At 69.0% G+C, this 14,449-nt stretch carries 14 protein-coding genes; 4 read left to right on the top strand and 10 right to left on the bottom strand.

All coding sequences use genetic code 11. The features are described 5' to 3' along the window. Positions 1-48 precede the first annotated feature (48 nt). Complete coding sequence (locus tag AC07PU_RS06275; RefSeq protein WP_495316146.1) at positions 49-1,245, bottom strand: PLP-dependent transferase; 1,197 nt, start codon at positions 1,243-1,245, stop codon at positions 49-51. Positions 1,246-1,325: 80 nt separating this feature from the next. Between AC07PU_RS06275 and AC07PU_RS06280 the strand changes: the two genes are divergently transcribed. From AC07PU_RS06280 to AC07PU_RS06295, 4 genes are all read left to right on the top strand, one after another. After that, positions 1,326-1,787, top strand: coding sequence for a MerR family transcriptional regulator (locus tag AC07PU_RS06280; protein WP_296789059.1), 462 nt, complete (start codon positions 1,326-1,328; stop codon positions 1,785-1,787). Positions 1,788-1,809: 22 nt separating this feature from the next. Next, on the top strand, positions 1,810-4,131 hold the full coding sequence (locus AC07PU_RS06285; RefSeq protein ID WP_495316149.1) for a VIT domain-containing protein: 2,322 nt from the start codon (positions 1,810-1,812) through the stop codon (positions 4,129-4,131). A gap of 1 nt (position 4,132) precedes the next feature. Further along, positions 4,133-5,020, top strand: a complete 888-nt coding sequence (locus AC07PU_RS06290) for a helix-turn-helix domain-containing protein (RefSeq protein WP_495316152.1) — start codon at positions 4,133-4,135, stop codon at positions 5,018-5,020. 61 nt (positions 5,021-5,081) lie between these two features. Next, complete coding sequence (locus tag AC07PU_RS06295) at positions 5,082-5,540, top strand: VOC family protein (RefSeq protein WP_093342601.1); 459 nt, start codon at positions 5,082-5,084, stop codon at positions 5,538-5,540. 67 nt (positions 5,541-5,607) lie between these two features. Here the strand turns inward: AC07PU_RS06295 and AC07PU_RS06300 are convergent, their stop codons facing one another. The 9 genes from AC07PU_RS06300 to der form a co-directional block, all read right to left on the bottom strand. Beyond that, positions 5,608-6,132 (bottom strand): phosphoribosyltransferase, encoded by a 525-nt coding sequence (locus tag AC07PU_RS06300; protein WP_057594725.1) that lies wholly within the window; start codon positions 6,130-6,132, stop codon positions 5,608-5,610. A gap of 89 nt (positions 6,133-6,221) precedes the next feature. Continuing rightward, positions 6,222-7,553, bottom strand: coding sequence for an adenylosuccinate synthase (locus tag AC07PU_RS06305; RefSeq protein WP_093342602.1), 1,332 nt, complete (start codon positions 7,551-7,553; stop codon positions 6,222-6,224). Between the two features lie 21 nt (positions 7,554-7,574). Continuing rightward, positions 7,575-8,735: an ATP phosphoribosyltransferase regulatory subunit gene (locus tag AC07PU_RS06310; protein WP_495316156.1), complete on the bottom strand. Its 1,161-nt coding sequence runs from the start codon at positions 8,733-8,735 to the stop codon at positions 7,575-7,577. A gap of 109 nt (positions 8,736-8,844) precedes the next feature. Further along, a complete protein-coding gene (locus AC07PU_RS06315) occupies positions 8,845-9,033 on the bottom strand; it encodes a DUF2065 domain-containing protein (protein ID WP_093342605.1) in 189 nt (62 codons plus the stop codon). A 28-nt stretch (positions 9,034-9,061) separates the two neighbouring features. Continuing rightward, on the bottom strand, positions 9,062-9,961 hold the full coding sequence (hflC, locus tag AC07PU_RS06320; protein WP_093343425.1) for a protease modulator HflC: 900 nt from the start codon (positions 9,959-9,961) through the stop codon (positions 9,062-9,064). Between the two features lie 20 nt (positions 9,962-9,981). Beyond that, positions 9,982-11,343 carry an FtsH protease activity modulator HflK gene (gene hflK / locus AC07PU_RS06325; RefSeq protein ID WP_093342607.1) on the bottom strand — a complete coding sequence of 454 codons (1,362 nt, stop codon included), beginning with the start codon at positions 11,341-11,343 and terminating at the stop codon, positions 9,982-9,984. A gap of 74 nt (positions 11,344-11,417) precedes the next feature. Next, positions 11,418-12,587: a GTPase HflX gene (hflX, locus tag AC07PU_RS06330; protein WP_093342608.1), complete on the bottom strand. Its 1,170-nt coding sequence runs from the start codon at positions 12,585-12,587 to the stop codon at positions 11,418-11,420. Between the two features lie 58 nt (positions 12,588-12,645). Further along, a complete protein-coding gene (hfq, locus tag AC07PU_RS06335) occupies positions 12,646-12,891 on the bottom strand; it encodes an RNA chaperone Hfq (RefSeq protein ID WP_056582504.1) in 246 nt (81 codons plus the stop codon). Between the two features lie 161 nt (positions 12,892-13,052). Then, positions 13,053-14,399 (bottom strand): ribosome biogenesis GTPase Der, encoded by a 1,347-nt coding sequence (der, locus tag AC07PU_RS06340; RefSeq protein WP_208509375.1) that lies wholly within the window; start codon positions 14,397-14,399, stop codon positions 13,053-13,055. Positions 14,400-14,449: the final 50 nt, after the last annotated feature.

Consider the following 14,449-nt stretch of genomic DNA (forward strand, 5'->3'; position numbering starts at 1 on the left):
CGTCGGGGTACTGTAAGCGATAACCGGAGCGCCTCCTGCGAAGGCCGGTCAGGCCATCCGCGCGAGCGCCTGCTGCAGGTCGGCGCGCAGGTCGTCCACGTCCTCCAGGCCGATCGAGAAGCGCACCAGCGTGCCCTTGTAGGGCCAGGGCGCCACACTGGCGTCGCGCATCAGGCCGATGTCGTAGGGCACCACCAGGCTGATCGGCCCGCCCCACGAGTAGCCGAGGCGGAACAGCTGCAGGCTGTCGCAGAAGCGGTCGACCTGCTCGGTGCCGTAGCGCTCGTCGAAGACGATCGAGAACAGGCCCGCCGCGAGGTCGGTCTCGCCGCACAGCGCGCGCCAGTGGCGATGGCCGGGCGAGCTCTCGATCGCCGGATGCAGCACCTGCGCGACCTCGTCGCGGTCGGTGAGCCAGCGCGCGAGCTCGCGCGCCGCGCGGTCGTGCGCCGCATAGCGCAGCCCGATGCTCGGCAGCGAGCGCAGCAGCGTCTCGACATCGCCCACGCCGACGCCGAAGCCGATGCGCATGTGGGTGAGCTTGAGCGCGCGGTGCAGCCGCTCGTCGCGCGTGACCACGCTGCCCATGAGCACGTCGCCGCCACCGCTCGGGTACTTGGTGAGCGCATGCACCGAGATGTCGACACCCTGCCCGCTGCCGTTGAAGTCGAAGGGCGCGAAGGCCAGGCCCGCGCCCCAGGTGTTGTCGAGCGCGCTGAGCACGCCGCGCGCACGGCAGGCGGCCGCGAGCGCGGGCAGGTCCGGGAACTCCATCGTCACCGAGCCCGCGGCCTCGAGCCACACCAGCTTCGTGCGCGGCGAGATCTTCGCCGCGAGGTCCTCGGGGTTCATGGCGTCGTACAGGCGGTACGCGATGCCGAAGTTCGCGAGCTCGCCGGTGGCCAGCGCTTTGTTGGGACCGTAGGCGTTGTCGGGGATCAGCACCTCGTCGCCGGTCTTGAGGAAGGCCAAGGCCACGAGCGAGATCGCCGCCAGGCCGCTGGGCACCAGCAGGCATTCGGTGCCGCCCTCGAGGGTGGCCAGGCGCTCCTCGAGCGTGAAGGTGGTGGGCGTGCCGTGCAGGCCATAGGTGTAGCCGGCCTTGGTCTTCCAGTCGCGCGCGCGCATCGCGGCCACGTCGGCGAAGAACACCGTCGAGGCCTTGTAGACGCCAGGCTGGGGCGCGTCGAAGGTGGCGGGCGGCACGTAGGGGTGATGGATCAGGGTCGTGGAAGGCTTGCTCATGCGGTCGATGCTAGCGCGCCCTCGCGGGCCGGGTTTTTGTGCGCTTTTATAAAAACAGTTCTCGTGTTTAAATCAAGTGTATGAAATCGAACCCACCCTCCCCGGCGGCCTCCTATGCGCTCGCGGACCTGTGCGTGCTGGCCGACCTGCCGCCGCGCACGGTGCGCTACTACGTGCAGATCGGCATCGTCGACCGGCCCGAGGGCGAGACCCGCGCGGCGCGCTATGGCGCGCGCCACCTCGAGCAGCTGCTGCTCATCAAGAAGTGGACGGCGGCCGGCGTCTCGCTCGAGCGCATCCGCGAGCTGCTGCAGGGCCAGGAGGCGCCGGTGCCGGCGCGCCCGCGCATGGCCGGCTCGGTGGAGGTGCGCAGCCACCTGACGGTGGCCGACGGCGTCGAGGTGGTGATCGAACCCGGCCGGGCCGGGCTGTCGCCGGAGCAGGTGCGCGGTTTCATCCAGGGCGTGATGGCGGCCTTCGCCGCGGCTTGCGCCCCCTCCCCCGTCGACGGTCCCGCCGCCGACGTTCCGAAGAAGAACTGACGACACAGGAAAGGGCAATCCCATGAGCTATCAGGAATACGCACGCATGACGACCGCGAACGGCGACAGCATGCTGCTCGAAGGCGTGAAGGCCAGCGGCGACCTGCGCGGCGTGCTGCTCGAGATGACGGTCGAGCAGCGCTTCCGCAATCTGGGCACCTCGAACGTCGAGGTGGTCTACGGCTTTCCGCTGCCGTGGGGCGCGGTGCTGCTGGGCGTCGACGTGCAGCTCGGCGAGCGGCAGCTGTGCGGCACGGTGGTCGAGAAGGCCGAGGCCGAGGCGGCCTACGAAGGCGCTTTGGCCGAGGGCCACGCGGCCATCATGCTGGAGAAGAACCACGACCGCAGCTACACGCTGAACCTCGGCAACCTCGCGGCGCAGGAGGCCTGCATCGTCACCCTGCGTTATGCGCAGACGCTGGCCTTCGAGCAGCAGGGCCTGCGCCTGCTGATCCCGACGGTGATCGCGCCGCGCTACGGCGACCCGGTCGCCGACGGCGGGCTGCAGCCACACCAGGCGCCCGTGCACAGCCCGGTGGCGGCCTACCCCTTCGACATCGAGCTGCGCCTGCATGGCGAACTGGCACGAGCGCGCGTGGCCTCGCCCAGCCATCCGGTGGGCGTGGCCACGCGGCCCGAGCGCGGGCTGCTGCAGGTGTCGCTGGCGCGCCGCGGCGCGCTCGACCGCGACTTCGTGCTGGTGGTCGACCAATTGGCGCAGGCCTCGATGGCCATGGCGGCGCCCGACGGCGTCGCGCCCGGCGGCATCGTCGCGCTCGCGAGCTTCTGCCCGCGGGTGCCGGCGCGCGGCCCGGCCACCACCGACGTGCAGCTGCTCGTCGACTGCTCGGGCTCGATGGCCGGCGACAGCATCGATGCCGCCCGGCGCGCGCTGCAATCGATCGTTTCGCAGATGGGCGCGGGCGACCGCTTCTCGCTCTCGCGCTTCGGCACCACGGTCGAGCACCGTTCGCGCGGCCTGTGGAAGCTCACCGAGGTCACGCGCCTGGCCGCGCAGCGCTGGATCGGCGCGCTGCAGGCCAACCTGGGCGGCACCGAGATGGAAAGCGCGCTGGCCTCCACCTTCGCGCTGGGCACCGGCGCTTCGAGCGACGTGCTGGTGGTCACGGATGGCGAGATCAGCGCCATCGACGCGACCGTCGAATCGGCCCGCGCCTCGGGGCATCGCGTGTTCGTGGTCGGTATCGGCAGCAGCCCGGCCGAGAGCCACCTGCGGCGCCTGGCCGAGGCCACGGGCGGGGCCTGCGACTTCGTCGCGCCCGGCGAGGCGGTCGAGCCGGCCGTGCTGCGCATGTTCGCGCGGCTGCGCTCGCCGCGGCTCGACGCGCTGCGCGTCGAATGGCCGGGCGACGCACAGCCGCGGTGGACGTCGGCGCTGCCGGTCTCGGTGTTCGGCGCCGACACGGTGAACGTGTTCGCGCTGTTCGACGCGGTGCCCGAGGGCGAAGTGCGGCTGCTCGGTGTGCGCGCGGAGGGCGACGCGGCCGAGGAAGCGATCGGCAGCGCGCGCCTAGATGCCGTGGCCGAACCGATCGACGCGCTCGGCCGGATCGCCGCGCACGCACGGGTGGCCGAACGCGGCACGGAGGACGTGGCGGAAGCCCGCCGCCTGGCCGTGGCCTACCAACTGGTGACCGACCTGACCAACTACCTGCTCGTGGTCGAACGCGCCGAGGGCGAGCGCGCGACCGACATGCCCGAGCTGCGCAAGGTCGCGCAGATGGTGCCCGCCGGCTGGGGCGGCGCCGGCTCCGTGCAGTTCGACGCCATGCTCGCCGCACCGGCGTCGGCGCCAATGCTGATGCGCACGCGCGGCATGCCGATGGCGGCCGCTGCCGCCGGCGCGCCCCGGCGCCTGATGAAGATGCAGGCGAACTCGGCGGCCGAGTCCGCGGCGATGGTGCCGGCGGGCACGCCGCGCGCCCTCGGCGCCTGGCTGCGCAAGGCACCGGCCAGCGCCTGGCCGACCACCTATGACGCGCTGGCGGCCCAAGGCATTCCGCAGGAAGTGGTCGACTGGCTCGAGCTGGTGATGGCGGCGCTGGACGGCACGCAGCGCACGGAGGCGACCGTGGTGGCCTCGTTCCTCCACCTGCTGGCCAACGTGCTGGTCTTCGAGCAGTCCGGCCAGCCCGAGGGCGTGCTGCGCGGCACCGCCAATGCCGTGCGCCGCCTGCGCGAGGCCTTCGGCCGCGGGCCGGCCGGCATGGCGCCCGATGTCGACATGCGCTTCGTCGAACAGTTGGCGGCGCAACTGGCCGGCATGGCGCCCGAGCGCTGGCCCGACCCGGTCTACGCGCTGCACGCGGATGCCCAGGCCTGAGATGCGGCAACTGACGCGCGCGCCCGTGCCGCACCTGCGGCCCTTCGTGCGGCAGGTCTGGGCCTGGGCGCCCGGCGCCGAGGGCGCCGGGGCCGAACGCCCCGGCGCGCGCGAGCATGTGCTGCCCACGGGCGGCATGCACCTGGTGTTCCGGCTCTCGGGGCCGCCGCTCAAGCTGTTCGGCCATGCGGCCGACACCGAGGGCCAGACCTACGGCCATGCCATCGTCGGCGGCGCGCGCAGCAGCTTCTACCTGCGCGACGTCTCGGTGGCCACGCGCTCGGTCGGCGCCCAGCTGCAGCCCGGCGCGGCGCGCGCGCTGCTGGGTGCGCCGGAAGACGCGTTGTCGGGCCAGCACACGCCGCTCGACGCGCTCTGGGGCGCGCGCGAGGCGGCGGATGCGCTCGAGCGATTGCATGCCGAGGCCGACCTGGCGCGGCAGCTCGCCTTGTTCGAAGCGATGCTGTCGGCGCGGCTGGCGCTCGCGCTGCGCGCCGGCCTGCGCGGGCTGCATCCGGCGATCGCGGCGGCGCTCGGGCCGCTCGCGGGCGAGAACCCGGCCATCGGCGCGCTGGTGGCCGACAGCGGCTACAGCCACCGGCGCTTCATCGCGCTGTTCCGCGGCGCCATCGGGCTCACGCCGAAGGAGTACGCGCGCGTGATGCGCTTCGACCGCGCGCTGGCGCTGGCGGCCGATCCGGCGCGGCCCTGGGCCGAGATCGCCTTCGAGGCCGGCTATGCCGACCAGGCGCACCTGAGCCGAGAGTTCTCGGCGCTCGCGGGCATGGCGCCGCAGGCCTGGCGGCGCACGGGCGCCACGTCGCCGCGCCACGTGGCGGTGCCCGCGAACGCCGCCCCCGGTCAAATTCGTTCAAGACGGCCGCGCTGAAGCCTTCCAGAATCGGCGCCGACACGCGATTTCTTCCACGAACCATGACGAGAGGCACCCCATGGCGATCCACGAGCTCTTCCCCTACATCTGCGTCCACGATGCCAAGGCCGCGGTCGACTTCTACTGCGAGGTGTTCCAGGTCAAGGAGATCTTCCGGCTGGTCGAGCCCAGCGGCCGCATCGGCCACGTCGAGCTCGACTTCCACAACGGCGCGATCCTGATGATCTCGGACGAGTACCCCGAGTACGGCATCCCGAGCGCGAAGACGCTGGGCGGCAGCGCGGTCACCCTGCACCTGCACGTGGACGATGCCGACGCGGTGGTCGCGCGCGCGGTGGCGGCCGGCGCCACGCTCGAGATGCCGACCGAGGACCGCTTCTACGGCGAGCGCTCGGGCGTGTTCCGCGATCCCTTCGGCCACCGCTGGAACGTGGGCCACAGCATCGAGAAGCTGTCGCCCGAGGAGATGCAGCGGCGCTACACGGCGATGTTCGAGAACGGCAGCGGCGCCTGCTGACGCACCATGAAAAACGCCCCGGCAAGCCGGGGCGTCGAGGTCGAGCGGACGCGTCTGGAGACGGGCCTCAGACCGACCACTTCTCGATCAGCTTCTCGGGCCGCAGCGAGTCGTAGCCCTCGAAGGGCTGGTGGATCCACGGATTGGTCTGCAGGAACTCCACCGAGTAGTCGGGCGTGAAGGTCGACAGCGCCTTGGTCCAGAGCACCGCGCTGCGCAGCTCGGTGATCGGCGCGTAGTTGTTGCGCAGCATGTTGATCACCGCATGCAGCGTGTGGCCCGAGTCGGCCAGGTCGTCGACCAGCAGCACCTTGCCGGCGATCTCGCCCTTGGGGGTGGTGATGTAGCGCGCGATGTCGAGGTGGCCCTGGATGGTGCCGGCATCGGCCCGGTAGGAGCTGGTCGACATGATCGCCAGCGGCTTGTCGAAGATGCGCGACAGCACGTCGCCCGGGCGCATGCCGCCACGGGCGAGGCACAGGATGGTGTCGAACTCCCAACCCGACTGGTGCACCTTGATCGCGAGCTTCTCGATCAGGTTGTGGTACTCGTCGTAGCTCACGTAGAGGTGCTTGCCGTCTTCGGTCAACATGGGGGATGGGCTCCTGGATGAATAGCGGATGTCGCCCGGGTCAGCGGGCGCAGGGGGCTTCTTTTTGGGGTTGTTGTCGAGCCGGGAAATCAATCGGCCAGATAGGGGTGGCGCATCATGATCGTGTGATCGCGGTCGGGGCTGGTCGACACCATGTGGATCGGCACGCCGGTGACCTGCTCGATGCGCTGCAGGTACAGGCGCGCGTTGACCGGCAGCTTGTCGTACTGCGTCACGCCGACCGTGCTTTCGCTCCAGCCCTCGAGGGTTTCGTAGATCGGGGTGCAGCGCTCGATCTCGTCGGCGCCCATCGGCAGGATGTCGGTGGTCTCGCCATCGAGCTCGTAGCCGGTGCACAGCTCGAGCTTCTCGAGGCCGTCGAGCACGTCGAGCTTGGTGATGCACAGGCCCGACAGGCCGTTGACCTGCGCCGAGCGCTTGAGCAGCGCGGCGTCGAACCAGCCGCAGCGACGGCTGCGCCCCGTGGTCACGCCCTTCTCTGCGCCCACGGTGCTCATGTGATAGCCGGGGGTGCCGGGCGTGGCCCAGTCGAGTTCGGTCGGGAACGGACCGCCGCCCACGCGCGTGCAGTAGGCCTTGGTGATGCCGAGGATGTAGTGCAGCATGCCCGGGCCCACGCCCGAGCCGGCGGCGGCGTTGCCGGCCACGCAGTTGCTCGAGGTGACGTAGGGGTAGGTGCCGTGGTCGACGTCGAGCAGCGTGCCCTGCGCGCCTTCGAACAGCAGGTTGGCGCCGTCGCGATGGGCGTCGTTCAGTTCGCGCGAGACGTCGGCCATCATTGGCTTGAGCAATGCGGCGTGGCGCATGGCTTCGTCGAACACGGTATCGAAGTCGATCGCGGTCGAGCCCAGCACCTCGGTCAGCACGTGGTTGTGCAGGTCGAGCAGCACGCGCAGCTTGGCCGCGAAGCGCTCGGGGTGCTTGAGGTCCTGCACGCGCAGCGCGCGGCGCGCGATCTTGTCCTCATAGGCCGGGCCGATGCCGCGGCCGGTGGTGCCGATCTTCTCGACGCCGCCCTTTTCGCGGTAGGCCTCGCGCGCGATGTCCAGCGCCGAGTGGAACGGCAGGATCAGCGGGCAGGCCTCGCTGATGCGCAGGCGCGAACGCACTTCCACGCCGGCCTTCTCGAGCCCTTCGATCTCCTCGAACAGCTTGGCCGCCGACAGCACCACGCCGTTGCCGATGTAGCACTTCACGCCGGGACGCATGATGCCGCTGGGGATCAGGTGCAGCGCGGTCTTCACGCCGTTGATCACGAGCGTGTGGCCCGCGTTGTGGCCGCCCTGGAAGCGGACCACGCCCTGGGCGCTCTCGGTCAGCCAGTCGACCAGCTTGCCTTTGCCCTCGTCGCCCCATTGGGTACCGACGACGACCACGTTTCTTCCGGTGGTTACGCTCATGCTCGTTCCATTGCTAAAAATTCAGATCGTTCGGACTTGCCACTGGCCGGCCTGCTCGACGAGCTCGCGGTCGCAGTGGAACTCATCGATTTCGCTGCCATGGCCCGGCAGCACGCACACCACGGTTTCGCCGGCCTTGCGCAGCCCGGCGATGGCCTGACGCAGGCCGGTTTCGTCGCTCCAGGGCGCGCGGATCGCCGCGCGCAACGGACGCTTCGGCAGCACGCCGACCAGCTCGCGCACGTCGAGGCTGAAGCCGACCGCCGGACGGTTGCGGCCGAACACGGCGCCCACCTCGTCGTAGCGGCCGCCGCGCACCAGCGAATCGGCCGCGCCCGGCACGTAGATGCCGAAGCGCATGCCGCTGTAGTAGGCATAGCCGCGCAGGTCGGCTAGGTCGAAGCTGATCTTGCGCCCCGCCACGCCGTCGAGGCCGGCGGCCAGCAGCTTCAGGTCGGACAGCGCCGCGCGCACCGCGGGCGTGCTCTGCAGCGCCTGGGCGGCCTCGTCGAGCACGGCGGCGTCGCCGTAGAGCTGGATCAGGGCCAGCAGGCCTTCGCGCGAAGCCGCGGGGAAATCGCGCGTCAGCGCGCGCAGCTCGCTCGCATCCTTGGCGGCCAGCGCCGCATGCACGCGCGCCAGCACGGCCGCATCGACCGGCACGCCGGCGAACAGCGCGCGCACGATGCGGGCATCGGCGAGGTCGACGATCACGCCCTCGTGCAGGCCGGCCGCATCGAGGCAGTCGAGCGCGAGCAGCAGGACTTCGGTGTCGGCCTCGAGGCCGGCGTGGCCATAGATCTCGGCGCCGAACTGCAGCGGCTCGCGCGTGGCGTGCGGCCGGTCGGGACGGGTGTGGAGCACCGGGCCGCAGTAGCACAGCCGTGCCACGCCGTCGCGGTTGAGCAGGTGGGCATCGATGCGCGCGACCTGAGGCGTGGTGTCGGCCCGCAGGCCCATCGAGCGGCCCGAGAGCTGGTCGACCAGCTTGAAGGTCTGCAGGTCGAGCGCCTCGCCGGTGCCCGAGAGCAGCGACTCCAGATGCTCGAGCAGCGGCGGCATCACCAGCTCGTAGCCGTAGCTGCGGGCGGTGTCGAGCAACTGGCGGCGAAGTTCTTCGATGTGGCGCGCCTCGGAGGGCAGCACATCGGCAATGTGATCCGGGAGGACCCAGGCGGACATGGGGATCGGGGGCGTGGTTAAACCGGAATTCTACCGGCAGCCGAAAAGCGCCCCGGCGGTGCCCGCTCGAAGCGGGCGGCGAGGCGGTCGAAAAGCGGCGCTGCCGGCCTCAGGCCAGCAGCCAGAGCAGGCACAGCCCGAGCACGATGCAGCACAGGCCGAAGAAGCGCAGCTGCCCGTCGCGCAGCTGCATCAGCTGGCCGAAGCCACGGCGCCAGCCACCGGGCGACACGAAGGGCAGGATGCCCTCGATCACCAGCACCAGCGCCAGCGCGCTCCAGAAGGTGTCGGAACTCACGTTCCCGAAACTGCTGCGAACGGAGGCGTCAACGGCGCGGCGCGCCGGCCGACGAACCCGCGCCCTGCATCGCGCGGAAGAAGTCCGACGAGGGATCGACCACCATCACGTCGCTCTTCTTGTTGAAGCTCTGCTTGTAGGCCTCGAGGCTGCGATAGAACTGCGCGAACTGCGGATCGCGGCCGAAGGACTCGCTGTAGACCGAAGCGGCCTGGGCATCGCCCTCGCCCTTGATCTTCTGCGCGTCGCGGTAGGCGTTGGCAACGATCACTTCGCGCTGGCGGTCGGCGTCGGCGCGGATCTTCTCGCCTTCGGCCGTGCCGGTGGAACGCAGCTCGTTGGCCACACGCTTGCGCTCGGCTTCCATGCGGCGGTAGACCGATTCGGTGATGGCTTCCACGTAGTCGACGCGCGTGATGCGCACGTCCACCACGTCCACGCCCCAGGGCTTGGCGCCCTTCACCACGGTCAGCACTTCGCGCTGCACGTCGGCCATCAGGGCCTCGCGGCGCACCGAGATCAGGTCGCGCACGGTGCGCTTGTTGATGTTTTCCTGGAACGCGTTGCGCACCACGCGGTTGAGCTGCATGGCACCGGCGTTCTCGTCGAGGCCGACGTTGCGGATGTAGGCCTGCGGGTCGGTGATGCGCCAGCGCACGTACCAGTCGATCACCACGCGCTGCTTCTCGGCCGTGAGCATGGGCTCGGTGTCGAGGCTCGACAGCGTGAGCAGCCGCTTGTCGATGTACGACACGTTCTGGAACGGCGGCGGCAACTTGAAGTTGAGGCCGGGCTCGGTGATGACCTGCTTGATCTGGCCCAGGGCGTAGACCACGCCGAACTGGCGCTGGTCGACCACGAAGAGGGTCGAGCTCAGCAGCACCAGCAGCACGAGGATCGACGAGGCGATGAATCCGATTCTGTTCATGTTCTTGTTGCCTTCCAGGTTCAACGCACGTCGCGGTCACGCGAGCGGCCGTCGCGGGCACGCATGTCGTTGGTCGGCGCGACCGGGATCACCGAGGACTGCACCGGCGCGGTGCCGGCGACGCTCGGGCTGGCGGCATCGACCGGGGTGGACTGGTTGCTGCCGGTCTGCTGGATCAGCTTGTCGAGCGGCAGGTACAGCAGGTTGGAACCCTGCTTGCTGTCGACCAGCACCTTGGTCGTGCTGGCGTAGATCTGCTGCATGGCGTCGATGTACATGCGGTCGCGCGTGACCTGCGGCGCCTTCTGGTACTCGGTCAGCACCGAGGCGAAGCGGCCGGCGTCACCCTGGGCCTGGGCCACGATGCGCGCCTTGTAGGCTTCGGACTCTTCCTTCAGGCGCGAAGCGGTACCGGTGGCCAGCGGCACCACGTTGTTGGCATAGGCCTGCGCCTCGTTCTTGGCGCGCTCGCGTTCCTGGCCGGCCTTGAGCACGTCGTCGAAGGCGGCCTGCACCTGCTCGGGCGGACGCACGCCGCCCTGCTGCAGGTTGATGCCGACCACTTCGACACCGACCTGGTAGCGGTCGAGGATGTTCTGCATCAGCTGGCGCACGCGCGGCGCGATCTGGTCGCGCTCCTCGGCCAGGGCCGCGTCCATCTTCATCTTGCCGACGACTTCGCGCACGGCGGTCTCGGCCACCTGCACCACCGTGTCGGCGGGCGTCTTGCTCTCGTAGAGCCAGGCGCGCGCATCGCTCAGGCGGTACTGCACGGCGAACTTGATCTCGACGATGTTCTCGTCCTCGGTCAGCATGGCCGATTCGCGCAGGCCGGTGGAACGCACGATGGCGTCGCGGCCCACGTCGGTCGAGCGGATCTGCGTGACGACCACGGTCTCGTGGCGCTGGATCGGGTACGGCAGGCGCCAGTTGAAGCCCGCGCCCACGGTGGTCTTGTAGCGGCCGAACTGGGTGATGACGGCCTGCTGGCCTTCGTTCACGATGAAGAAGCCGGTACCGAGCCAGATCAGCACGGCGACGATGGCCACCAGGCCGATGCCGAAGCCGGCGTTCTTCATGTCGGGTTTGTAGCCATTGCCGCCACCGTTGCCGCCGCTGGGACGGTTGTTGTTGCCTCGGCCACCGCCGAAGAAGCCGCCGAGCTTGCGGTTCAGATCGCGCCAGAGTTCATCGAGGTCCGGCGGACCCTGGTTCGGGCCCTGGCCGCGCGGGCGGTTGTTGTTGCCGTTGTTGCCCGAAGGCGGGGGCGTGGGGGCACCCGGAGGATCGGCGTCGGGAGGCCTGTTGCCCGAAGGGCGATCGCCATTGGAGGAGGACGAATCGTCGCCACGCCCCCATCGGCCATCGTTCAGGTTGAACATGCCCAAGAACCCTTTCCACACTGGCTTTGCATTCATTCGCGTCGTTCTCTTGTCAGTGGCGGGATTGTGCCCAATCAATGGGTGGCACCGTGCAATTCAGCGTCACCCTCAGGGGTCATGGTATCGGCGATCGAGCCCGAGAGTCGGGCCAGCTCCGCGCGCAGCAGGGGCAAGCCCTCGCCGCTGCGGGCGCTCAGGAAGATGCGCGGAACCTGCACGCCGTCGATGTCCATGTCGTCCTGCAGATGCAGCGGACGTTGCGTGCTTTCAAGGGCATCGAGCTTGTTGAAGACCAGCAATTGCGGCACGGTGTCGGCGCCGATCTCGCGCAGCACCGTCTGCACCTCGGCCATCTGCTCGGGATGGTGCGGGTTCGAGGCATCGACCACGTGCAGCAGCAGGTCGGCATCGACCGCTTCCTGCAGGGTCGCCTTGAAGGCGTCGACCAGGCCGTGCGGCAGGTCGCGGATGAAGCCCACGGTGTCGGAGATCGACACCTGCCGACGCGCATCGCCCAGGTAGAGGTTGCGGGTGGTGGTGTCGAGCGTGGCGAACAGCTGGTCGGCCGCGTAGGCACGGGCCTTCACGAGCGCATTGAACAGCGAGGACTTGCCCGCGTTGGTGTAGCCCACCAGCGAGATGTTGAAGGTCTCGCGGCGCTCGCGCTGGCGGCGCTGCGTGCCGCGCTGCTTCTGCACCTTGGCCAGGCGCTCGCGCGTGCGCTTGATCGACTCGGCGATCATCCGGCGGTCGAGCTCGATCTGCTTCTCGCCCGGGCCGCCGCGCACGCCGGCACCGCCGGTCTGGCGCTCCAGGTGGGACCAGCGGCGCACGAGGCGCGTGCTCAGGTACTGCAGGCGGGCGAGCTCGACCTGCAGCTTGCCTTCGTGCGAGCGTGCGCGCTGCGCGAAGATCTCGAGGATGAGGAAGGTCCGGTCGTACACCGCGACGTCGAGCTGGCGCTCGAGGTTGCGCTGCTGGGCCGGGCTCAGCGACTGGTCGAAGATGACCTCGCTCGCGCGATGCATCGCGGCGAGCTCCTTGATCTCGTCGGCCTTGCCGCTGCCCACGAAAAGCGCCGCGTCGGGCACCTTGCGCTTGCACACGAGGCGAGCCACGGGCGAGAGGCCCGCGGTTTGCGCGAGCAGGCCGAGTTCTTCGAGTTCGCTGTCGAAATGGGGCAGCCCGAAGTCGACGCCGACGAGAACGACGGCGCCTTCCTGGCGGGAATTCAGTTCAGACAAGCGGTATCAGAAAAGGGGAAAAGCGCGGCGGGTTTGACACCGCCGCGCTCCGCGCCGATCAGGCTGCGGCGTCGTCGTTCTCGTTGGCCGAGAAGTTGACGGCACGACCCGGCACGATGGTGGAAATGGCGTGCTTGTAGACCATCTGTGTCACCGTGTTGCGAAGCAACACGACGTACTGGTCGAAAGACTCGATCTGACCCTGCAGCTTGATACCGTTCACCAAATAAATGGAAACCGGCACATGCTCGCGACGCAGTGTGTTCAGAAACGGGTCTTGTAGAAGTTGCCCTTTATTGCTCACGATATTCTCCGTGTTCAAGAGTAGTTGTTGGAAAAGGGACCTTAACACAGGCCTCCCGCGCTGCAGCATTCCGCGCCAAAAGCCTTTGAAAAATAACGGTTCTCAAAAGACGGAACTTCCGTTCCGGCGGCCGCTCATCGGCCGCCAACGGTGCCCAAGACTCACTCGTCCTTGTCGGCGTAGGGATTGTGGGAGCTCTTGAATTCGATTCGCAATGGTGTACCCACCAGGTCGAATTCCTTGCGGAACCGCCCCTCGAGAAAGCGCTTGTAGGCGTCGGTCACATGCTCGAGCGAATTGCCGTGGATCACGATCAGCGGCGGATTCATGCCGCCCTGGTGCGCATAGCGCAGCTTGGGCCGGAACATGCCGGTGCGTTTGGGGGTCTGGAATTGCACCGCCTCGAGCAAGAGCCGGGTCAGTACCGGCGTCGACATCTTGCGGGTGGCCGACTTGTGGGCCTGCGCGATCGCCTGCCACAGCGGCCCCAGGCCCTGGCGCTTGATGGCCGAGATGAAATGCAGCGCGGCGAACTTGAGGAACACCAGCCGGGTCTCGATCTGGCGCTGGATCTGCTCGCGCTGGTAGCTGTCGACCGCATCCCACTTGTTGATGGCAATCACCACCGCGCGGCCACTCTCGAGGATGTAGCCCGCGATGTGGGCGTCCTGGTCGGTCACGCCCTGGGTGGCATCGAGCAGCAGCAGCACGACATTGGCGGATTCGATGGCCTGCAGCGTCTTGACCACCGAGAACTTCTCGATCGCCTCGAACACCCTGCCCTTGCGGCGCAATCCGGCGGTGTCGATCAGCTCGAAGCGCTGGCCGTTGCGCTCGAAGGGCACCGAGATCGCATCGCGCGTGGTGCCGGGCATGTCGAAGGCCACGAGACGCTCTTCGCCGAGCCAGGTGTTGATCAGCGTGGACTTGCCGACGTTCGGCCGCCCTGCCACCGCGAGCTTGATCGGCTTGTTGACGTCGTCCTCGCCGTCCTCGTCCTCTTCGGGCTCGGGCAGGTTCAGCGACTCGAGCGCGAGTTCGACCAGGCCGCGGATGCCCTGCCCGTGCGCGGCCGACACGCCATGCACCTCGCCGAGGCCCAGCTCGTAGAAGTCGACCAGCTTGGAGCCGTCGTGCATGCCTTCGGACTTGTTGGCCACCAGCACGCAGGGCTTGCCCAGGCGGCGCAGCTCGTTGGCGATGTCGTGGTCCTGCGCCGACAGCCCTTCGCGGGCGTCGACCACGAACACCACCACGTCGGCCTCGGCCACGGCCTGGCGCGTCTGCTTGGCCATCTCCTTGAAGATGCCGCTGCCCGCGTCGGGCTCGAAGCCGCCGGTGTCGATGACGATGAACTCGTGCTTGCCCAGGCGGCCGTTGCCGTAGTGGCGGTCGCGCGTCAGCCCGGCGAAGTCCGCCACGATGGCGTCGCGCGTCTGGGTCAGGCGGTTGAACAGGGTCGACTTGCCGACGTTGGGACGGCCCACCAGGGCCATGACGGGTTTCATGGCCGCTCCTTCGCGGATTCGCAATTCATGGCCATGCCCTGGAAAAAAGA

It is taken from the genome of Variovorax sp. GW821-FHT10D07, assembly GCF_059415325.1.